General features: G+C 68.9%; 22 protein-coding genes and 1 tRNA gene. 14 read left to right on the top strand and 9 right to left on the bottom strand.

Translation table 11 applies throughout. The annotated features are described in order from the left end of the window. Window positions 1–100 precede the first annotated feature (100 nt). A complete protein-coding gene (gyrB, locus tag ACK4JY_RS01835; RefSeq protein WP_409602492.1) occupies window positions 101–2,551 on the top strand; it encodes a DNA topoisomerase (ATP-hydrolyzing) subunit B in 2,451 nt (816 codons plus the stop codon). Between the two features lie 6 nt (window positions 2,552–2,557). Here gyrB and ACK4JY_RS01830 read toward each other — a convergent pair whose 3' ends face one another. Then, window positions 2,558–2,992: a surface-adhesin E family protein gene (locus ACK4JY_RS01830; RefSeq protein ID WP_409602491.1), complete on the bottom strand. Its 435-nt coding sequence runs from the start codon at window positions 2,990–2,992 to the stop codon at window positions 2,558–2,560. 84 nt (window positions 2,993–3,076) lie between these two features. Further along, a tRNA-Arg gene (locus ACK4JY_RS01825) sits at window positions 3,077–3,153 on the bottom strand. A 130-nt stretch (window positions 3,154–3,283) separates the two neighbouring features. On the opposite strand from ACK4JY_RS01825, the gene ACK4JY_RS01820 reads away from it, so the two are divergent. Together ACK4JY_RS01820 and ACK4JY_RS01815 are read left to right on the top strand one after the other, a co-directional pair. After that, a complete protein-coding gene (locus ACK4JY_RS01820) occupies window positions 3,284–4,567 on the top strand; it encodes a hypothetical protein (RefSeq protein WP_409602490.1) in 1,284 nt (427 codons plus the stop codon). Between the two features lie 5 nt (window positions 4,568–4,572). Then, entirely contained in the window at window positions 4,573–4,911 is a 339-nt protein-coding gene (locus ACK4JY_RS01815; protein WP_409602489.1) for a hypothetical protein, read from the top strand. On the opposite strand, the gene ACK4JY_RS01810 is transcribed toward ACK4JY_RS01815, so the two are convergent. Continuing rightward, window positions 4,912–5,694 (bottom strand): SDR family oxidoreductase, encoded by a 783-nt coding sequence (locus ACK4JY_RS01810; protein ID WP_409602488.1) that lies wholly within the window; start codon window positions 5,692–5,694, stop codon window positions 4,912–4,914. Then, window positions 5,691–5,993 carry a 4a-hydroxytetrahydrobiopterin dehydratase gene (locus ACK4JY_RS01805; RefSeq protein ID WP_409602487.1) on the bottom strand — a complete coding sequence of 101 codons (303 nt, stop codon included), beginning with the start codon at window positions 5,991–5,993 and terminating at the stop codon, window positions 5,691–5,693. Before ACK4JY_RS01805 ends, ACK4JY_RS01810 begins: the two co-directional genes overlap by 4 nt. A 142-nt stretch (window positions 5,994–6,135) precedes the next feature. Here ACK4JY_RS01805 and ACK4JY_RS01800 point away from each other — a divergent pair, with 142 nt between their 5' ends. The 4 genes from ACK4JY_RS01800 to ACK4JY_RS01785 all read left to right on the top strand — a co-directional run bounded on the left by ACK4JY_RS01800 (window position 6,136) and on the right by ACK4JY_RS01785 (window position 9,746). Further along, complete coding sequence (locus ACK4JY_RS01800; RefSeq protein ID WP_409602486.1) at window positions 6,136–6,843, top strand: Crp/Fnr family transcriptional regulator; 708 nt, start codon at window positions 6,136–6,138, stop codon at window positions 6,841–6,843. Window positions 6,844–6,909: 66 nt separating this feature from the next. Further along, window positions 6,910–7,695 (top strand): class I SAM-dependent methyltransferase, encoded by a 786-nt coding sequence (locus ACK4JY_RS01795; protein ID WP_409602485.1) that lies wholly within the window; start codon window positions 6,910–6,912, stop codon window positions 7,693–7,695. Next, a complete protein-coding gene (ubiB, locus tag ACK4JY_RS01790; protein ID WP_409602484.1) occupies window positions 7,683–9,281 on the top strand; it encodes a 2-polyprenylphenol 6-hydroxylase in 1,599 nt (532 codons plus the stop codon). Before ACK4JY_RS01795 ends, ubiB begins: the two co-directional genes overlap by 13 nt. Window positions 9,282–9,302: 21 nt before the next feature. Beyond that, window positions 9,303–9,746: a hypothetical protein gene (locus ACK4JY_RS01785; protein ID WP_409602483.1), complete on the top strand. Its 444-nt coding sequence runs from the start codon at window positions 9,303–9,305 to the stop codon at window positions 9,744–9,746. A 3-nt stretch (window positions 9,747–9,749) separates the two neighbouring features. Here the strand turns inward: ACK4JY_RS01785 and arfB are convergent, their stop codons facing one another. From arfB to hslV, 3 genes are read right to left on the bottom strand one after another with little or no spacing between them, the layout of a single operon-like run. Then, window positions 9,750–10,154, bottom strand: coding sequence for an alternative ribosome rescue aminoacyl-tRNA hydrolase ArfB (gene arfB / locus ACK4JY_RS01780; protein ID WP_409602482.1), 405 nt, complete (start codon window positions 10,152–10,154; stop codon window positions 9,750–9,752). After that, window positions 10,151–10,612 (bottom strand): YaiI/YqxD family protein, encoded by a 462-nt coding sequence (locus ACK4JY_RS01775; protein WP_409602481.1) that lies wholly within the window; start codon window positions 10,610–10,612, stop codon window positions 10,151–10,153. Before ACK4JY_RS01775 ends, arfB begins: the two co-directional genes overlap by 4 nt. A gap of 57 nt (window positions 10,613–10,669) precedes the next feature. After that, window positions 10,670–11,227 (bottom strand): ATP-dependent protease subunit HslV, encoded by a 558-nt coding sequence (gene hslV, locus ACK4JY_RS01770; RefSeq protein WP_409602480.1) that lies wholly within the window; start codon window positions 11,225–11,227, stop codon window positions 10,670–10,672. A 141-nt stretch (window positions 11,228–11,368) separates the two neighbouring features. Between hslV and ACK4JY_RS01765 the strand changes: the two genes are divergently transcribed. Together ACK4JY_RS01765 and ACK4JY_RS01760 are read left to right on the top strand one after the other, a co-directional pair. Continuing rightward, window positions 11,369–11,758: a BLUF domain-containing protein gene (locus tag ACK4JY_RS01765; protein WP_409602479.1), complete on the top strand. Its 390-nt coding sequence runs from the start codon at window positions 11,369–11,371 to the stop codon at window positions 11,756–11,758. Window positions 11,759–11,789: 31 nt separating this feature from the next. Beyond that, complete coding sequence (locus tag ACK4JY_RS01760) at window positions 11,790–12,524, top strand: HesA/MoeB/ThiF family protein (RefSeq protein ID WP_409602478.1); 735 nt, start codon at window positions 11,790–11,792, stop codon at window positions 12,522–12,524. Here ACK4JY_RS01760 and ACK4JY_RS01755 read toward each other — a convergent pair. Further along, window positions 12,521–13,507 carry a 2-hydroxyacid dehydrogenase gene (locus ACK4JY_RS01755; protein WP_409602477.1) on the bottom strand — a complete coding sequence of 329 codons (987 nt, stop codon included), beginning with the start codon at window positions 13,505–13,507 and terminating at the stop codon, window positions 12,521–12,523. The two genes, ACK4JY_RS01760 and ACK4JY_RS01755, sit on opposite strands and share 4 nt — an antisense overlap. Window positions 13,508–13,536: 29 nt before the next feature. Between ACK4JY_RS01755 and ACK4JY_RS01750 the strand changes: the two genes are divergently transcribed. The 5 genes from ACK4JY_RS01750 to ACK4JY_RS01730 all read left to right on the top strand — a co-directional run bounded on the left by ACK4JY_RS01750 (window position 13,537) and on the right by ACK4JY_RS01730 (window position 18,256). Then, window positions 13,537–14,106 (top strand): SH3 domain-containing protein, encoded by a 570-nt coding sequence (locus ACK4JY_RS01750; protein ID WP_409602476.1) that lies wholly within the window; start codon window positions 13,537–13,539, stop codon window positions 14,104–14,106. 113 nt (window positions 14,107–14,219) lie between these two features. Beyond that, window positions 14,220–14,747: a 3-hydroxyacyl-[acyl-carrier-protein] dehydratase FabA gene (fabA, locus tag ACK4JY_RS01745; RefSeq protein ID WP_409602475.1), complete on the top strand. Its 528-nt coding sequence runs from the start codon at window positions 14,220–14,222 to the stop codon at window positions 14,745–14,747. Between the two features lie 53 nt (window positions 14,748–14,800). Continuing rightward, window positions 14,801–16,030, top strand: coding sequence for a beta-ketoacyl-ACP synthase I (gene fabB / locus ACK4JY_RS01740; RefSeq protein WP_409602474.1), 1,230 nt, complete (start codon window positions 14,801–14,803; stop codon window positions 16,028–16,030). 103 nt (window positions 16,031–16,133) lie between these two features. Then, window positions 16,134–17,333 carry a cation:proton antiporter gene (locus tag ACK4JY_RS01735; RefSeq protein WP_409602473.1) on the top strand — a complete coding sequence of 400 codons (1,200 nt, stop codon included), beginning with the start codon at window positions 16,134–16,136 and terminating at the stop codon, window positions 17,331–17,333. 125 nt (window positions 17,334–17,458) lie between these two features. Beyond that, window positions 17,459–18,256: an enoyl-ACP reductase gene (locus ACK4JY_RS01730; protein ID WP_409602613.1), complete on the top strand. Its 798-nt coding sequence runs from the start codon at window positions 17,459–17,461 to the stop codon at window positions 18,254–18,256. An 8-nt stretch (window positions 18,257–18,264) separates the two neighbouring features. On the opposite strand, the gene rph is transcribed toward ACK4JY_RS01730, so the two are convergent. Continuing rightward, window positions 18,265–18,990, bottom strand: coding sequence for a ribonuclease PH (rph, locus tag ACK4JY_RS01725; protein ID WP_409602472.1), 726 nt, complete (start codon window positions 18,988–18,990; stop codon window positions 18,265–18,267).

The following is an 18,990-nucleotide window of genomic DNA, read 5'->3' as shown; positions in this document are numbered from 1 at the left end:
TTCCGGCGCGGATCAGATTCGCCGTCCGGTAACCGATGATTCCGGGCGGCCGCAGCGTCGCCCTTTCCGGCCCGAACCGGGCGATGATCCGACCGAATATATGACCGACCAGACCCCGAAATCCGCCGACCTTGGGCGCAACGTCGACACCGCCGAAGAAGCCGCCTACGGCGCCGATTCCATCAAGGTCCTCAAGGGCCTGGACGCGGTCCGCAAACGGCCCGGCATGTATATCGGCGACACCGACGACGGCTCGGGCCTGCACCACATGGTCTATGAGGTGGTCGACAACGCCATCGACGAGGCCCTCGCCGGTCACGCCGATCTCGTCCAGGTCATCCTGAACGCCGACGGCTCGGTCACCGTCACCGACAACGGCCGCGGCATCCCGACCGACATCCACGGCGAAGAAGGCGTTTCGGCCGCCGAGGTCATCATGACCCAGCTGCACGCCGGCGGTAAGTTCGACCAGAACTCCTACAAGGTCTCCGGCGGCCTGCACGGCGTCGGCGTGTCCGTCGTCAACGCCCTGTCCGACTGGCTCAAGCTGGTCATCTACCGCAACGGCAAACGCCACGAGATGCGGTTCGAGCGCGGCGACACGGTCGAGAGCCTGCGCGTCACCGGCGACGCCCCCCTGCGCGACAACGGCAAGGTGCTGTCGGGCACCGAGGTGACCTTCTTCCCCTCGGTCAGCACCTTCGCCCACATCGATTTCGACCTGAAGACGCTGGAGCACCGGCTGCGCGAGCTGGCCTTCCTCAACTCGGGCGTGGTCATCAAGCTGCAGGACCATCGCGGGGCCGAGCCCTTCGAGGAAATCCTGCACTATGAGGGCGGGGTCGAGGCCTTCGTGCGCCACCTCGACAAGTCCAAGACGCCGATCCTCAAGGACGTCATCGTCATCCGCGGCAAGAAGGAAGGGATCGAGATCGATCTCGCCCTGTGGTGGAACGACAGCTACCACGAGACCATGCTGTGCTTCACCAACAACATCCCGCAGCGGGATGGAGGCACCCACCTGTCGGCCTTCCGCGCCAGCCTGACCCGCGTCATGGGCGGCTATATCGACGCCGCCGGCGCCGCGAAAAAGGAGAAGGTCTCGGTTTCGGGCGAGGACGCCCGCGAGGGCCTGACCTGCGTCCTGTCGGTCAAGGTGCCGGACCCCAAATTCAGCTCCCAGACCAAGGACAAGCTTGTCTCGTCCGAGGTGCGTCCCGCCGTCGAGGGCCTGTGCTCGGAAGGCCTGTCGACCTGGTTCGAGGAACATCCGGTCGAGGCCAAGGCCGTCGTCGCCAAGATCATCGAGGCCGCCGCCGCGCGTGAAGCCGCGCGCAAGGCCCGCGACCTGACCCGGCGCAAGACGGCGATGGAAATCAGCTCCCTGCCCGGCAAGCTGGCCGACTGTCAGGAACGCGATCCGGCCAAGTCCGAACTGTTCATCGTCGAGGGCGACAGCGCCGGCGGTTCGGCCAAACAGGCGCGCAACCGCGAGAACCAGGCCGTCCTGCCCCTGCGCGGCAAGATCCTCAATGTCGAGCGCGCCCGCTTCGACCGCATGCTGTCGTCGGACCTGATCGGCACCCTGATCCTGGCCCTCGGCACCGGCATCGGCCGCGACGACTTCAACGCCGACAAGCTGCGCTATCACAAGATCATCCTGATGGCCGACGCCGATGTCGACGGCGCCCACATCCGGACCCTGTTGCTGACCTTCTTCTACCGCCAGATGCCGGAACTGATCGAACGCGGCCACGTCTACATAGCCCAGCCGCCGCTCTACAAGGTCTCCAAGGGCAAGCAGTCCCGCTACCTCAAGGACCAGTCGGAGATGGACTCCTACCTGATCGAGGAAGGCTCGTCCGAGGCCGAGCTGGACCTGCCGAACGGCGAGCGCCGCGTCGGCCTCGATCTGCAGGCGCTGGTGCGCGAAGCCAAGGCCTTCAAGGCCGGCGTCGATCGCCTCTCGCAGCGCGCTCCGGCCTTCGCGGTCGAACAGGCCGCGCTGGCCGGCCTATTCGACGAAGACGCCGCCGATCCGTCGAAGGCCGCCGCCCGCCTCAACCTCTACGCCGAGGAAGGCGACGGCGATTGGGCCGGCTCGCCCGGCGCCCAGGGCGCCGTGGTGTTCGAGCGCGTGCGCCGCGCCGTCACCGAGCGCATCGTGCTGGAGGAGGCCCTGATCCGCTCGCTGGACGCCCGCCGCCTGGCCGAGCGCGCGACCGCCTTCGAGGGCCTGTTCGAAAAGCCGGCCGTCTATCGCCGCAAGGACAAGGCCGTGACCATCCGCGGTCCGCTGGACCTGCTTGAGGCGGTGCTGGAGGCCGGCAAGAAGGGTCTCGCCATCCAGCGCTACAAGGGTCTGGGCGAGATGAACCCGGAACAGCTGTGGGAGACCACCCTGGACGCCAACGCCCGCACCCTGCTGCAGGTCAATGTCGAACACCAGGAGGACGCCTCCGACCTGTTCGCCAAGCTGATGGGCGACGTGGTCGAGCCGCGGCGCGAGTTCATCCAGGCCAACGCCCTCGACGCCGCCGTCGACGCCTGACAACCGTCAGGGACGTCCGGCGTCGACGAAGGCCTGGATCGACGCCCAGTGCGGCGGAAGGACGCTCGCGCCGTCGCAGGCGATCTCCTTCAGATGCTCGGGCATGGTATCCGGCCGCAAAGGCTCCCAGGCGGCATCCACTTCCGGATACTGGTCCATCTCGGCCCCGTCCGGTCCGAACTCGGTGACGCCGGCGGTGCGCCACTGGTCCGCGTCACAGCGAAACTGGTAGACCTCGATCGAGTGGCTGAGGTCGCCCGCGTCGCCTGCCCGGGGCACGGTGGCCACACGGACTGAGGTGATCCCGTCCGCGACCGCAATACTGTCCGCATCGGCCATGAAGGCATTGCTGACGGTGCGGGAGTACAGTTGCCAGGTTTCGGCCGCCGCCGGCCCCCCCAGCGTGAGTGACAAAAGTCCGGCGCAAACGGCGATTTTCATGGCGACCTCCCCAGATCCGCACCGACATGATGCGCCGCGACGCGCGCTTGGCAAGAGGCCCGGCCGATCATCTGGAAGGGAGAATGGCGCACCCGAGAGGATTCGAACCTCTGACCCCTGCCTTCGGAGGGCAGTACTCTATCCAGCTGAGCTACGGGTGCGTCTGACGGCGAAACGCCGGACGAAGGGCCTTACAGCAGGACCGCGCCGCTCTCAATCCCGAATGCGCAACCGGCTTGGCGGGCCTCGCTCCAGCGCCTAGCCTGCGGCGGCTCAACGATGGAGGTTCCGATGCGCGCTCTTGTAATCAGCCTGCTGTGTCTGCTCGGGGCCTGCGCCACCGCGCCGGCCACGCCGCGGACCACCGGCGACGACCTCGATGCGATCGCCCGGGACTATGTCGCCCTGATCCTCGAGATCGGCGAGCGCGAGGAAGGCTATGTCGACGCCTACTACGGCCCGCCCGAGTGGCTGGCGGCGGCCAAGGCCAATCCGCGCGAGATACCCGGGCTGATCCAGGGCGCCGCCTCGCTGACGAACCGGCTGAACGCCGTGACCACGGCGGGAGCCCGGCCAGAGGTCGCCCAGCGCAAGGCGTATCTGCTGGCCCATGTGTCGGCCGCCGCCGCGCGGCTGCGCATGCTGTCCGGCGAGACGATGGGCTTCGCCGACGAGGCCGAGGCCCTGTTCGGCGTCCGCCCCGACCTTCAGCCGCTGTCGTCCTACGACCAGGTGCTGGCCGAGATCGACGCCCTGCTGCCGGGACCCGGCCCGCTGGCCGACCGCGTCACCGAATTCCGCTCCCACTACGTCATCCCGAAGGACCGGCTGCAGGTGGTCATGGACGCCGCCATCGCCGAATGCCGCCGCCGCACCGCCGTGGATATCGCCCTGCCCGCCAACGAGAATTTCACCCTCGCCTTCGTCGGCGACAAGCCGTGGTCGGGGTATAATTATTACCAGGGCAATTCCCAGTCGAAGATCGAGATCAATGCCGACTTCCCGATCTACACCGAACGGGCGATCGATCTGGGCTGCCATGAGGGCTATCCCGGCCACCACGTCTACAACGCCCTGCTGGAACGGACTTTCGTGCGCGAGCGCGGCTGGGTCGAGATGAGCGTCTATCCGCTGTTCAGCCCCATGTCGTTCGTGGCCGAGGGCAGCGCCAACTACGGCATCGACCTGGCCTTCCCGGGCGACGAGGCGACGACGTTCGAGCGCGAGGTGCTGTTTCCGCTCGCCGGCCTCGACCCGTCGGCGGCGGAGAAGAAGGCGCAGCTGGGGGCGCTGACCCGCCGGCTGGCGCGGGCCGAATACACCATCGCCGATGCCTATCTGGCGGGCCGTATCGACCGCGAGGCGGCTATCGATCAGCTGATGACTTACACCCTCGCCGACCGGGCCAAGGCGACGCAACGGCTGCGCTTCATCGACACCTACCGCAGCTACATCATCAACTATGGACTCGGCCGCGACGTGGTCCAGGCCTGGGTCGAGCGGCAGGGGCCGGACCGCTGGGATGCGATGGAGACCCTGCTGTCGAGCCAGATCCTGCCGGTGGATCTGGACTGACCGTCGTGCTCAAGGGAGCCTTCCTCCTGTCCTTCGGTGGCGACGAGTTCGCCGTTCAGTCCTTTGCTGTCCCGCCCGAACCAGTTGCGATCGCGTTCAACGGACGGCGACGGATTTTCAACGAAGGAAGAACGAACGAATATTGCCTTTACCAATGCAGCATCGCCGACGGCGCGATCCACCACGTTGATGGCAACAGCGTGGGCGATACGGTGTTCGTGACGCTGCCTTGTGAACTCGAGGGCCAGGCGGTGGACGGGCGCGGGACGTCCGCTGCCATTGTCGATGCCGATGATCAGGTGATTCCGGTTGGCCGAGCGGTTATCTTGAAGATGACACCTTGATCACTGCGCCAGCATGCCCCCGTCGATCTTGAACTCGGCGCCGGTGACGAATTTGCTCTCGTCCGAGGCGAGGTAGAGGGCGCAATACGCCACGTCGTCCGGCTCGCCGATGCGTTTCAGCGGAATGCCGCGCGCCAGCTTCTCGTGCGCCGTCGCCTCGTCACCGCCGGCCATGGCCACGAACGGGTCGAGGATCGGCGTCTTGATGAAGACCGGGTGCACTGAGTTGCAACGCACGTTCCAGCCCGCCTTGGCGGCCTCGAGGGCGACGGTCTTGGTGTACATCCAGACGGCCGCCTTGGTGGCGTTATAGGCCCCCATGCCCGGCGCGGCGGCGAGGCCGGCGACCGAGCTGATGTTGATGATCGAGGCGGCGCCCGAGGCGCGCAGATGCGGCATGGCGTGTTTGCAGCCCAGCATGATCGACTCGACATTGACCGCCTGGACGCGGCGCCAGTTCTCCAGCGTATCCTGCTCGGCCCAGACCAGCTGGCCGCCGATGCCGGCGTTGTTGATCAGGATCGACAGCCCGCCCATGGCCGCCACGGCCTGATCGACCACCGCGACCCAGTCGGCCTCGTCGGTGACGTCGTGGGCGAAGGCGAAGGCGACGCCCGGGCATTCGGCGTTGATCGCTTCGGCGAGGGCTCGCGCGCCTTCGAGATTGGTGTCGGTGACGGCGACCCGTGCGCCCTCGCGCGCCAGCATCCGCGCCATGGCCTGACCGAGGCCGCCGGCCGCGCCGGTGATCAGGGCCGCCTTGCCGGCGACGCGGCCGCTCACGACCGGGCTCCGAGGGCGACGGCGGCCTCGTCGATGAAGCGCGCCATGTCGAGGTCGCGCCGGGTCACCCCGCCGGCGTCATGGGTGGTCAGGACGATGTCGACGCGGTTGTAGACATTGGACCATTCCGGATGGTGATCGACCTTGTCGGCCAGCAAGGCGACGCGGGTCATGAAGCCGAAGGCGGCGTTGAAGTCGGCGAAGGCCAGCTTGCGCTCGATGGCGGGGCGGGACCCCTCATGCGCCCGCCATGACGGCAGGGCCTTCAGCACCTCGTCCACGTCCAGCCGTTCCGTCATGCTTCGTCCTCGTACCGCGCGCGATCCTCGTAGAGCCGTATCTCGCGTGCCGCGCGGCCACAAGACGCCGGAGTCGGACACAGGAACGCAGTCAGAAGCTTGAGCGTTACAAACCATCACCCTTCGAACCGGGAGCCTCGGCATGGACAATCTGTGGATCGCCGCGCTCGACGCCGCCGACCGCAAGCGGATCGAGCCGCATCTGAGCGAGCGGCCCTTCAGCCAGGGTCAGATGCTGTACGACGCCGGCCAGTCGGTCGACGAGGTCTGGTTTCCCATGAGCGGCGTGGTGTCGCTGATGACCGTGATCGACGACGACCGGATGATCGAGACCGCCGCCATCGGCCGGGAGGGTCTGGTCGGCGTCACCTGCGGACCGACCAACGCCCGCGCCGCCAGCCGCGCCATCGCCCAGGTCGACGGCGTTTCAGCCTGCTGCCCCTCCGACGTTTTCGCCGACGCCCTGAGCCAGAGCGAGAGCATGCGGATGGCGCTGTCGAAATTCACCGAGAGCCTGTTCGCCCAGGTGCAGCAGGCCGCGGCCTGCAACGCCCAGCACCGGCTGGACGAACGGCTGGCTCGCTGGCTGCTGACCATTCACGACCGCGCCGACGCCGACCGCTTCGCCCTGACCCAGATGGACATCGCCGGCATGCTGGGCGTGCGCCGGGCCACCGTCTCCGAGGTCGGCTCGACGCTTGAGGAGCAGGGGCTGATCCGGCGGGGCCGCGGCTGGGTCGAGGTGCTGGACCGCAAGGCGCTGGAGGGGGCGTCCTGCGGTTGCTACGCCCTGATGCGCGGGGTGATGAAGGATCTCGGCGTGCCGCGCCCCAGCGCGCCGACCCGCTGAGCGGCCCAGCGAGGTGCGGCCACGCGGATGGATGACGGAGGCGGCGGGAAACGCTAGACCGCCGCAATGACCGACGCGCCCGCCTCCGACGCCCCTGCCGGCAAGACCTCCTCCTTCGGCTTCCGCGATGTGGATGCGAAGGAGAAGGTGCAGCTCGTGCGCGGCGTGTTCGACAGCGTCGCCTCGAACTACGACCGGATGAACGACCTGATGAGCGGGGGCGTGCACCGGCTGTGGAAAGACGCCGCGGCGGCCAAGCTGAATCCGCGTCCGGGCGAAACCATCCTCGACGTGGCCGGCGGCACCGGCGACATGGCGCGGCGCTATGCGAAGATGGCGCGCGGCGCCCAGCAGCGCCGCGGCGGGGACGACGCCTCGATCATCGTGCTGGACTACAACGCCGAGATGATCATGGCCGGGGTCCACAAGGGCGGCGAGCCGGAGATGTCCTGGACCGTCGGCGACGCCATGGCCCTGCCGATGCCCGACGCCTCGGTCGACGCCTATTCGATCAGCTTCGGCATCCGCAACGTCGCCGACATCCCCCAGGCCCTGCGCGAGGCGCGACGGGTGCTGAAGCCCGGCGGGCGCTTCCTGTGCCTCGAATTCTCCCGGCCGACCGCCTCGGCCATCCGCAAGGCCTATGACGCCTGGTCCTTCCACGCCATTCCGCGCATCGGCGGCTGGGTCGCCGGCGACCGCGACAGCTATCAATACCTCGTCGAGAGCATCCGCCGCTTCCCCGACCAGTCGACCTTCAGGGCCATGATCGAGGACGCCGGCTTCAGCCGGGTGACGGTGACCAATCTGTCGGGCGGCGTGGCGGCGATCCATCACGGGTGGGCGATCTGAGCCGCCGGATCGATCCCGCCACCCCGCCGCCGCCGCCCGCCACCGTGCCGGTGCGCCGGCCGGTCGAGGCCAGCCTGCGCCTGATGAGCTGGGGCTGGGTTCTGATCCGCCATGACGCCCTCGTCCCGCGCGAGATCACGCCGCTGCTGCCGGTGTCGATTCGCTGGATCGCCCATCTCCTGCACGGCTTCGCCGGGCGCGAGGGTCGCGAAGGCCGCCCCGGCCAGCGGCTGGGCAAGGCGTTCGAGCACCTGGGCCCGGTGGCGATCAAGCTGGGTCAGGTGCTGGCCACGCGCGCCGACATCTTCGGCGTTGAATTCGCCCGCGACCTCGGCCGGCTCAAGGACGCGCTTGAGCCCTTCCCGCTGGACCAGGCGCGCCGCGAGGTCGAGCGGTCGCTGGGCCGGCCGGTCGAGAGCCTGTTCACCGATTTCGGCCCGCCGGTGGGGGCTGCTTCCCTGGCCCAGGCGCATCCGGCCTGGCTGGCCGACGGGCGCAAGGTGGCGGTCAAGGTGCTGCGGCCCGGCGCCGAGCGGCGCGTCGCCCAGGGACTGGACTCGATGCGGCTGGCGGCGCGACTGGCGGTGCGCTTCGTGCCCCCGGCAAGACGGCTGGAGCCGTCGGCCTTCGTCGAGACCATCGCCCGGGCGCTGCAGCTGGAGCTGGACATGCGGCTGGAGGCGGCGGCGGCCTCCGAGCTCAAGGACATCATGGATCGGGCCCGCGACCGGGACGGCGGCCATATGACCGCCCCGGCGGTGATCTGGGACGGGGTCGGCAAGCGGGTGCTGACGCTGGAATGGGCCCCGGGCGTGGCCATGACCGATCCGCTGGCCGCCGAACAGCCGGGGCTGGACCGCAACGCCCTGGCCGACAATGTGGTGCAGGCCTTCCTGACCCAGGCGCTGGACTATGGGACCTTCCACGCCGACCTGCACGAGGGCAATCTGTTCTGTCACGCCCCGGCCGAGCTGACGGCGATCGATTTCGGCATCGTCGGACGGCTGGGACCGGCCGAGCGGCGCTATCTGGCCGAGATCCTGTGGGGCTTCCTGAGCCGCGACTACGACCGCATCAGCCGGGTCCATTTCGAGGCCGGCTATGTCCCGCCCGAACATTCGGTCGAGGCCTTCGCCCAGGCCCTGCGGGCGGTCGGCGAGCCAGTGATCGGCAAACAGGCGTCGCAGGTGTCGATGGGTCGCCTGCTGGGCCAGCTGTTCGAGATCACCGCCCTGTTCGACATGCATCTGCGGCCCGAGCTGATCCTGCTGCAGAAGACCATGGTCTCGGTCGAGGGGGTGGCCCGCCGGCTGAACCCCGACCACGACCTGTGGGCCGCGTCCCAGCCGGTGGTCGAGCGCTGGATTCGCCGCGAACTCGGGCCCCAGGCCCAGGTTCGCGACGCCTTCGAGGAGGCCCGGGCCACGCTCAAGGCCCTGTCGCGCCAGGCGCAGAGCGCGCCGGAGACGCGCACGGTCATCGTCCGCGAGACCCGCGCGCCGGCGTGGATGATCGCCGGGGTGACCCTCGCGGTGGCCGCCTCGACCGCCGCCCTTGTTCTGTCGCTTTGGCCCGCCATTCTCTGAGATCAGTCCGGAGACGATCCCATGAAGCCGCTTCTGCTCGCCGCCGCCGTCCTTCTGTTCGCCCCCGCCGCCCAGGCCCAGGTGGCCGCCGGCGCTGTGCCCAATACTTTCGACGGTCCCACGATGCCGGTGCAGGCCGTCCAGCCCGTTTCGCCGGCCCCGGCCGCCGCCCCGCTCAACCCGGGCGCCGAAGACGCCCTGCGCACGATCATCGCCGGGGCCCAGGCCGGAGCCATCGACTATGGGTTGATGACCGACGACCTCGCCGAAAAGGTCCGTGAGCAGGAGGCGGTTGTCACGCCGCTGATCCAGCGCTTCGGCGTGGTGGTCGCGGTCGACTTCATGGGCAGCCAGGAGGGGATGGACGGCTTCGCCGTCACCTTCGCCGAGGCGGTGACGGAATGGATGATCGCCCTGAACGACGAGGGCAAGATCACCGGCCTGCTGTTCCGTCCCGCCGAATAGACGTCAGTCGTCGCCGGCAGGCCGGCCGCGATCGCTCTTGATCGTCGAGCGTTTCGCCTTGCCTTCCAGCCGCCGCTCCTTCGAGGCGCGCGTCGGCCGCGTCGGCACGCGATAAACCGGCGCTACCGAGGCCTTGTCGACCAGTCCCTGCAGCCGTTCGATGGCGTCGGCGCGGTTGCGCTCCTGGGTGCGATGGCGGACGGCGGTGATCAGGATGACCCCGTCGAGGGTCAGCCGGCTGCCGGCCAGCTTCATCAGCCGCGCCCGCACCGGCTCGGTCAGAGACGGCGAATTGCGGGCGTCGAAGCGCATCTGCACCGCGGTCGAGACCTTGTTGACGTTCTGGCCGCCCGGGCCGCCGGCGCGGAAGAAGCGGAATTCCAGCTCGCTCTCGGGGATGACGGTCATCGCGGCGCCCGTTTCGCCCGCACCACGGCCTGGTCCAGCGCCTGCAGGAAGGCCGAGCGGTCCTTCGGCCCGAACGGCGGCGGGCCCGAGGTGGCCACGCCCATCGACCGAAGATGTTCGCCGACCATCCGCCCCGCCAGCGCCGAACCGATCGAATCGGGCGTGAACGGCTGGCCGTTCGACTTCAGCGCCTGGGCCCCGGCCTTGAGGCAGCGGTCGGCGAGCGGGATGTCGGAGGTGATGACGATGTCGCCGGGCCCGGCCCGTTCGGCGATCCAGTCGTCAGCGACGTCGGGACCGGCGTCGACCATGACCCGCTCGATCCAGCTTTCGCGCGGGGTGTTGACGAAGGCGTTGGAGACCACGAACACGCCGAGGCCGTAGCGGGCGGCGACGCGGTAAATCTCGTCCTTCACCGGACAGGCGTCGGCGTCGATGAAGATGCGGGGCGCGGTCATGGCGTCTTGCTGGCCGTTTTGCCTCCGGTTGTCGAGCGGGCGGGCCCTCAGCCGCCGCTAATCCAGCGTCTCCACCGTCAGATTGCCGTTGGTGTAGACGCAGATGTCCGCGGCGATGGCCATGGCCCGGCGGGCGATCTGTTCGGCGTCCATTTCGGTGTGGTCCAGAAGGGCCCGGCCCGCGGCGAGGGCGAAATTGCCGCCCGAGCCGACGGCGGCCACGCCATGCTCCGGCTCCAGCACGTCGCCGACGCCGGTGACGGTGAAGATCGAACTCCTGTCCGCCACCAGCAACATGGCCTCGAGCCGGCGCAGATAGCGGTCGGTGCGCCAGTCCTTGGCGAGGTCGACGCAGGCCCGGGCCAGCTGGTCGGGATACTGCTCCAGCTTGACCTCAAGCCGCTCGATCAGGGTGAAGGCGTCGGCCGTGGCTCCGGCGAAACCGGCCAGGACCTTGCCGCCGGCCAGGGTGCGCACCTTGCGCGCCGCGCCCTTGACGATGGTCGGCCCCATCGAGACTTGGCCGTCGCCGGCGATCACCGTACGGCCGTCCTTGCGCACGGCGAGGATGGTGGTGCCGTGCCAGCCGGGAGAAGTCGGATTGTCGTTCGTCATTCGTCTCAGATGGAGACAGGAATGCGGCGCGGCAAGCGGTTTCCCGCGGAATTACAACGTCGCCTTGGGACATATTTTCACCAATGCAATCGTTTACACGATCAAATTATACCCCAAATCTTGTCCTGTGAGGGAAGCGCCATGCTTCACCGCCTGATCTATGCCAGCGAAGCGATCGGCGCGACCGGAGCCACGACGCTTTCGATCGCCCAGATCCTCGGCGTGTCCGAGCGCAACAACCGGCGCGACCACCTGACCAGCTGCATCATGTTCCATGACGGCCATATCCTGCAGGCGATCGAAGGCGCGCGGGTCGACATCGACCGCCTGATCCGCCGGCTGCTCGATGATCCGCGCCATTCGGGCGTGCGGATCCTCAGCGACGAGCCGATCAAGGCCCGCCGCTTCAACGAGCCGATCACCCTGTGCGGCGACCCGGCCGCCCTGCTCGACCGCGTCGGCGTGGACTCCCTGTCGCGGGTCACGGCCAATGAGATCGAGGCGCTGCTGGAATTCCGCGACGCCGCGTGACGCGAGGCGACGGACCCCGTAACGGGGGCGGGTGAGCTTTTCTGACGACGAGATCGAGCGCTATGCGCGCCACCTGGTGCTGGCCGAACTGGGCGGTCCCGGCCAGCAGCGGCTGAAGGCGGCGCGCGTGGCCCTCGTCGGTCTCGGCGGCGTCGGGTCGCCGGCGGCCCTGTACCTGGCGGCGGCGGGCGTCGGGGCGCTGCGCCTGATCGACCCCGACGTCGTCAGCCTGTCCAATCTGCAGCGCCAGATCGCCTTTTCCGACGCCGATATCGGCCAGTCCAAGGTCGAGGCCGGCGGCCGGCGGCTGGCGGCGATGAACCCCCACGTCACGATCGAGCCCGCGCCCGAGCGCCTGACCGCCGACAGCGCCGGCCGGTTGCTGCGGGATTGCGACCTCGTCATCGACGGCACCGACGATTTCGACACCCGGTTCGCGGTCAACGCCGCCTGCATCGCCGCCGGCATCCCGCTGGTCTCAGGAGCGCTGGGACGGTGGAGCGGCCAGATCGGGGTGTTCACCGGCCGCCCCTGTTATCGCTGCCTGGTGCCCGAGACCCCGCCGGAGGCCGAGACCTGCGCCCGCGTCGGGGTGGTCGGAGCGCTGGCCGGGGTGGTCGGCGCGATAGCGGCGCTGGAGGCGATCAAGCTGATCACCGGCGCCGGCCAGCCCCTGACCGGCCGGCTGCTGCTCTACGACGGCCTCGCCGGAACCGCGCGCACCGTCGCCGTCGCCGCCGATCCGGCCTGCCCCGTCTGCGGCTAGAACATCGCCGGGATGACCCGGTCGGGCGGGCGGTGGCCGTTCTGGAAGGTCAGGATGTTGACGATGACGCGGTCGCCCATGTCCTGGCGCGCCTCGATCGTCGCCGAGCCGAGGTGCGGCAGCAGCACGACATTGGCGAGACCCAGCAAGCCCGGATGGATGGCCGGCTCATGCTCATAGACGTCCAGTCCGACGCCGGCGATGGCGCGGCGGGCCACGGCCTCGGCCAGCGCCGCCTCGTCGATCAGTTCGCCCCGGGCGGTGTTGATCAGCAGGGCGTGCGGCTGCAGCCGCGCCAGCCGCTCGGCCGACAGCAGGTGGTGCGTCTCCTTCGTCGCCGGGCAGTTCAGCGAGATGATATCCATCCGCGACAGCATCTGGTCCAGATCGTCCCAGTATGTGGCCCCCAGTTCCTCGGCGACCATGTCGGGGACCGGCTTGCGGTTGTGATAGTGGACCTGCATCCCGAACGCCCTGGCCCGCCGCGCCAGCCCTTGGCCGATGCGGCCCATGCCGACGATGCCCAGCCGCTTGCCCCACAGCTTGCGTCCGGTCATCCAGGTCGGGGTCCAGCCCTCGAACCGGCCCTCGGCCACGACCTGGGCGCCCTCGACGATGCGGCGGCTGACGGCGAGGATCAGCCCCATGGCGAGGTCGGCCGTGTCCTCGGTCAGGACGCCCGGCGTGTTGGTGACGATCAACCCTCGTCCGACCGCCGTCTCGACATCGATGTGATCCACCCCGGCCCCGAAATTGGCGATCATCTTCAGCCGCGGCCCGGCCGCGGCGATCAGTTCGGCGTCTATGGCGTCGGTGATGGTCGGAATCAGCACATCGGCGCGGGCCACGGCCGCCTCCAGCGTCGCCCGGTCCATCGGCGTGTCCGTCAGGTTCAGTTCGGCGTCGAACAGTTCGCGCAGTCGCGTCTCGACCGCGTCCGGCAGCCGTCTGGTTAACACGACCTTAAGCCTGGGCGCGGACATTCAGAGCCTTCAATTCCGTGGATACCTGCGTGTCTAGCAAAGCTCGCCCCCGCTTCCAAAGCCTTCGAAGGCTGGCCGCGACCGTCGTGGTCGTCGGCGCCGCTATGCTGGCCGGGGCCTTCCAGACCATGCCTGACGGCCGCCCGACGCCCAGCGGCCAGCCGGTGCCGCGCTGGCTGTCGCTCAAGTCGTCCGAGGTCCATGCCCGGTTCGGCCCGGGCCTCGACCACCGCATCCTGTGGGAATACCGCGTGTCCGGCCTGCCGGTGCAGGTGATCGCAGAGACCACCGAATGGCGCAAGATCTGCGACCCCCGGGGCGCGGTCGCCTGGGTGCACCGCAGCGTCGTCTCCGGCCGGCGCAGCGTGTTCAACGCCTCGGAGGCGGAGATCCCGATCCATGCGAACCGCTCGGACTCGTCTCCGGTGCGGGCCCGGCTGTCGCCCCGCTCGCTGGTCGCTCTCGGCGAATGCGAGGAGGGCTGGTGCCGCGTCGGGGCCCGACGTCTGAGAGGCTGGGTGCGCGAGTCCGCCGTGTTCGGAACCCAGGCCCGGCCGCTGTGCAACGCGGCCCGCCCGGCGGGGACCGGCCGTCGCTGAGTCCGCCCCGCAAAGGGGATGGTTGAGCCCGCCCCCGCGCTCGTGTAACCCGACGGCCACACCGGCCATGAGCCGCGCCCCGCGCGGCTGGCCGCCCGACAAGCGAGCGTCCGTTGACCCAATCGAATCCGTCGTCGTTCGACTATGAAGCGCTGCTGGCCTCGGGCCGCGGCGAGATGTTCGGCGAAGGCAACGCCAAATTGCCGGCCCCGCCGATGCTGATGTTCGACCGCATCACCATGATCAACGCCGACGGCGGCGCCCACGGCAAGGGCTATGTCGAGGCGGAACTGGATATCCATCCCGACCTCTGGTTCTTCCAGTGCCATTTCATCGGCGATCCGGTGATGCCGGGCTGTCTCGGGCTCGACGCCATGTGGCAGCTGGTCGGCTTCTACCTGGGCTGGATCGGCGGCCCGGGCCGCGGCCGGGCGCTCGGCGTCGGCGAGGTCAAATTCACCGGCCAGGTGACGCCGGACATCAAGAAGGTGGTCTACAAGATCGACCTCAAGCGGGTCATCAATCGCCGGCTGGTCATGGGCATCGCCGACGGGGTTCTGGAAGCCGACGGCGTCCCCATCTATACGGCGGCCGACATGCGCGTCGGTCTGTTCGGCGCGACTGAACCCGTCGGCGGCTAAACGGTTCACAGACCGCGGACAACGCGGCGATCAGAGTTCAAGAAGGAAACATCATGCGGCGTGTCGTCGTCACCGGACTGGGTATCGTCTCCTCCATCGGCACCGGCCAGGACGAGGTCGCGACCTCGCTGCGCGAGGCGAAGTCCGGCGTGAAATCGGCGCCAGACCATATCCAGCACGGTTTCCGCTCGCAGGTCTGGGCCCCGCCGTCGCTGGGCGTGACGGCCGAGGACTGGGCCCCGCACGTCGACCGCCGCGCCGCCCGCTTCCTCGCCAACGGCACCGCCTGGGGTCACATCGCCTTCGAGGAGGCGTTGAAGGATTCCGGCCTCACCCCGGACGAGATCAAGGACGAGCGCATCGGCCTGATTGTGGGCGAGGGCGGCCCCTCGACCCAGATCATCCTGCAGGCGGCGGCCACCACCATCGAAAAGGGCTCCCCCAAGCGCATCGGCCCGTTCGCCGTGCCCAAGGCCATGGCCTCCGGCCCCTCGGCCGTGCTGGCCACCTGGTTCCAGCTCAAGGGCATCAACTATTCGATCAGCTCGGCCTGCGCGACCAGCGCCCACTGCATCGGCGCGGCCGCTGAACAGATCGCCTGGGGCAAGCAGGACGTGGTCTTCGCCGGCGGCTGCGAGGACATCGACTGGTCGATGTCCAACATGTTCGACGCCATGGGCGCCATGTCGTCCAACTTTAACGACACCCCCGACAAGGCCAGTCGCGCCTATGACAAGGACCGCGACGGCTTCGTCATCGCCGGCGGCGCCGGCATCGTCGTGCTGGAAGAGTACGAGCGGGCCGCGGCCCGCGGCGCCACCATCTACGCCGAGGTCACCGGCTACGGCGCCAATTCCGACGGCTATGACATGGTCGCCCCCTCGGGCGAAGGCGCCGAGCGCTGCATGAAGATCGCCCTCGAAATGGCCGGCAATCCGCGCATCGACTATCTGAACCCGCACGGCACCTCGACGCCGGTCGGCGACAGCAAGGAGATGGGCGCGGTGCGCAATGTCTTCGGCGACGACCTGCCGATGATCTCCTCGACCAAGTCGCTGACCGGCCATTCGCTGGGCGCCGCCGGGGTGCAGGAGGCCATCTACTGCCTGCTGATGATGAAGCACGGCTTCGCCGCGCAGAGCGCCCACATCGAAAACCTCGACCCCGAGTTCGAGGGCATGCCGATCCTGCGCGAACGCCACGATGGCGAGCTGAAGCACGTCATGTCCAACAGCTTCGGCTTTGGCGGCACCAACGGAACGCTGATCCTGTCGAAGGTCTGACGGCAACCGGCGGGGCTTCGGCGCGCTATAGTCGGCCGCCAGACGAACGGAGCCGCTTCTGACCTTCGATCCCTACATCCTGTTCCTGCTCGGCCTCGGCGGCGTGGTCCTGCTGGTCTCCTGGGCCCCGGCGGGGCTGAAACGGCTGCCGTTGACCCTGGCGATCCTGTGCGTGGCGCTGGGCGTGCTGGTGTTCAGCACCGGGCTCTTGTCCTTCGATCCCGACCCCCGCACCTGGGACACGGCCACCGAGCGGTTGACGGAGCTGGTGGTGATCATCAGCCTGATGGGCGCCGGCCTGAAGCTGGATCGCCCCCCGGGTTGGCGCAACTGGTCGACCACCTTTCGGCTGCTGGCGGTGGCCATGCCCCTGACGATCGCGGCCGTCGCCTTTCTCGGATGGGCCGGGCTGGGGTTCAGCCTCGCGATGGCCCTGCTGTTCGGGGCCAGCATGGCGCCGACCGATCCGGTTCTGGCCGCCGACGTCCAGGTCGGCCCGCCGCGCGAGGGCGATGGCGACGAGGTCCGCTTCGGCCTGACGTCGGAGGCCGGGCTCAACGACGCCCTCGCCTTCCCCTTCGTTCACCTCGCCATCCTCGCCGCCGCCGGCGGTCTCGCCACCCAGTCCGGCCTGACGGACTGGTTCACCATCAAGGTCGGCTGGAAGCTGCTGGCCGGACTGGGGGCCGGCTGGCTGATCGGCAAGGCGCTCGGCTACCTGCTGTTCCGCGGCCGGCGCGGCCTGTCGAAGCTCGGCGACGGCCTTATCGCCGTGGCCGCCACCCTGATCGCCTATGCGGCGGCCGAGATGGTTCACGGCTACGGCTTCCTCGCCGTCTTCATCTGCGCCCTCGTGATCCGGGGCTATGAGCGGGACCATGACTTCCATCAGGAGATGCACGACTTCTCCGACCAGATCGAACGGCTGCTGATGATGCTGCTGCTGGTGTTGTTCGGCGGGGCCCTGGCCAATGGCCTGTTGTCCAGCCTGACCTGGACCGACGCCCTGATCGGCCTCGCCGTGGTCTTCGTCATCCGTCCGATCGCCGGGCTGATCGCCATGGCCGGGTCGGAACAGCCGTGGCGCGAACGGCTGCTGCTGGCCTTCCTCGGCATCCGCGGCGTCGGCTCGGTCTATTATCTGGCCTATGGCATCAACCACGGCGACTTCGGCGACAGCGAGCGGCTGTGGGCCGTGGTCGGCTTCATCATCCTGCTGTCGATCATCGTCCACGGCGTCACCGCCACGCCCCTGCTGGCCCGGCTGACCCGCCGTCGCGAGGCGGAGGCCGACGCGGCCTGACGCTTCCCCCGCCTTACGCCCCCTGCTAACCCTCCGCCAACGGCCTCATGCAGCGAGCAACCGCGTTGCGAGCGTTAGGCCACCCAACACGGAGACGGACCATGGCGAGCGAGAGCGGCTGGAACATGCCCACGGGCGAACTCATGAAGGGCAAGAAGGGCCTGATCATGGGGGTCGCCAACAGCAACTCCATCGCCTGGGGCATCGCCTCGCAACTGGCCGCCCAGGGCGCCGAACTGGCCTTCACCTACCTCGGCGAGGGCCTTGAGCGCCGCGTGCGGCCGCTGGCCGAGAGCGTCGGCGCCAAGCTGCTGATCCCGGCCGACGTCACCGACGACGCCTCGATGGATGCGGCCTTCGCCGAGCTGGAAAAGGCCTTCGGCACGATCGACTTCGTCGTCCACTCCGTGGCCTTCGCCAACAAGGACGAGCTCAAGGGCAGCTTCGTCGACAACACCAGCCGCGACAGCTTCCTGCTGGCCATGAACATCTCGGCCTTCAGCTTCGTCGACGTCGCCAAGCGGGCGTCGAAACTGATGCCCAACGGCGGCTCGCTGGTGACCATGACCTATCTCGGCTCGGAGCGGGCCATCCCCAACTACAACACCATGGGCGTGGCCAAGGCGGCGCTGGAGGCGGCGACCCGCTACATCGCCCGCGACCTCGGGCCGAAGGGCATCCGCTGCAACGCCATCTCGGCGGGGGCCATGCGCACCCTGTCGCTGGCCGGCATCTCGGGTGGTCGCGGCATGATCGCCCAGGGCCGGGCCATGTCGGCGATGAAGGAGGACACCTCGATGGAGGGCGTCGCCGGCGCCGCCCTGTGGCTGTGCTCCGACCTCGGCTTCTCGACCACCGGCGAAGTCATCCACGTCGACGCCGGCTTCCACATGATGGGCCTGCCGGACGGCGAGGAGGGCTGAGGCCCTCGTTACCGCCCCAGCGCCGCGCGCTGCATCGCGAACAGTTCGGCGCAGCCGCCCTCGGCCAGCTGGAACAGGCGATCGAACTCGGCGCGGGTGAAGCCGCGCTTCTCGCCCGTGGCCTGGATCTCGACGATGGTCCCCGAGCCGGTCAGGACGAAGTTGCTGTCGGCCTCGGCGGTGGAATCCTCCTCATAGTCGAGGTCCAGCACCGGCTGGTCGCTGCACACGCCGCAGCTGATGGCGGCGACCTGGTCGAGGATCGGGTCGGTCTTCAGCACCCCCTCGGCGCGCAGATAGTCGAAGGCGCTGGCCATGGCGACCCAAGCCCCGGTGATCGCCGCCGTGCGCGTGCCGCCGTCGGCCTGGACCACGTCGCAGTCCAGCACCACCTGGCGCTCGCCCAGCGCCTTGAGGTCGACCACGGCCCGCAGCGAGCGGCCGATCAGCCGCTGGATCTCCTGCGTCCGCCCGGTCTGCTTGCCCGCCGCCGCCTCGCGCCGGCCGCGGGTGTGGGTGGCGCGCGGCAGCATGCCGTATTCCGCCGTGACCCAGCCCTGCCCCTTGCCACGCATCCAGCCGGGCACATTCTCCTCGACCGAGGCGGTGACCAGCACCCTGGTGTGCCCGAAGGTCACCAGGCAGGAACCCTCGGCGTAACGGTTGACGCCCGTCTCCAGCGTCACGGGGCGGAGCTGTTCGGGGGCGCGTTCGGAGGGGCGGGCGGTCGACAT

Origin of the sequence: Brevundimonas sp. (assembly GCF_046295595.1) — a bacterium.
Classification (GTDB): domain Bacteria; phylum Pseudomonadota; class Alphaproteobacteria; order Caulobacterales; family Caulobacteraceae; genus Brevundimonas.
This window is presented reverse-complemented; position numbering and strand designations above follow the sequence as displayed.

Bases quoted from the DNA above. Each gene is read 5' to 3' on its own strand.
- gyrB (WP_409602492.1), top strand. From the start codon at position 101: ATGACCGACCAGACCCCGAAATCCGCCGACCTTGGGCGCAACGTCGAC.
- ACK4JY_RS01830 (WP_409602491.1), bottom strand. From the start codon at position 2,992: ATGAAAATCGCCGTTTGCGCCGGACTTTTGTCACTCACGCTGGGGGGG.
- ACK4JY_RS01820 (WP_409602490.1), top strand. From the start codon at position 3,284: ATGCGCGCTCTTGTAATCAGCCTGCTGTGTCTGCTCGGGGCCTGCGCC.
- ACK4JY_RS01805 (WP_409602487.1), bottom strand. From the start codon at position 5,993: ATGACGGAACGGCTGGACGTGGACGAGGTGCTGAAGGCCCTGCCGTCA.
- ACK4JY_RS01800 (WP_409602486.1), top strand. From the start codon at position 6,136: ATGGACAATCTGTGGATCGCCGCGCTCGACGCCGCCGACCGCAAGCGG.
- ACK4JY_RS01795 (WP_409602485.1), top strand. From the start codon at position 6,910: ATGACCGACGCGCCCGCCTCCGACGCCCCTGCCGGCAAGACCTCCTCC.
- ACK4JY_RS01785 (WP_409602483.1), top strand. From the start codon at position 9,303: ATGAAGCCGCTTCTGCTCGCCGCCGCCGTCCTTCTGTTCGCCCCCGCC.
- arfB (WP_409602482.1), bottom strand. From the start codon at position 10,154: ATGACCGTCATCCCCGAGAGCGAGCTGGAATTCCGCTTCTTCCGCGCC.
- ACK4JY_RS01775 (WP_409602481.1), bottom strand. From the start codon at position 10,612: ATGACCGCGCCCCGCATCTTCATCGACGCCGACGCCTGTCCGGTGAAG.
- hslV (WP_409602480.1), bottom strand. From the start codon at position 11,227: ATGACGAACGACAATCCGACTTCTCCCGGCTGGCACGGCACCACCATC.
- ACK4JY_RS01765 (WP_409602479.1), top strand. From the start codon at position 11,369: ATGCTTCACCGCCTGATCTATGCCAGCGAAGCGATCGGCGCGACCGGA.
- ACK4JY_RS01755 (WP_409602477.1), bottom strand. From the start codon at position 13,507: ATGTCCGCGCCCAGGCTTAAGGTCGTGTTAACCAGACGGCTGCCGGAC.
- fabB (WP_409602474.1), top strand. From the start codon at position 14,801: ATGCGGCGTGTCGTCGTCACCGGACTGGGTATCGTCTCCTCCATCGGC.
- ACK4JY_RS01730 (WP_409602613.1), top strand. From the start codon at position 17,459: ATGCCCACGGGCGAACTCATGAAGGGCAAGAAGGGCCTGATCATGGGG.
- rph (WP_409602472.1), bottom strand. From the start codon at position 18,990: ATGTCGACCGCCCGCCCCTCCGAACGCGCCCCCGAACAGCTCCGCCCC.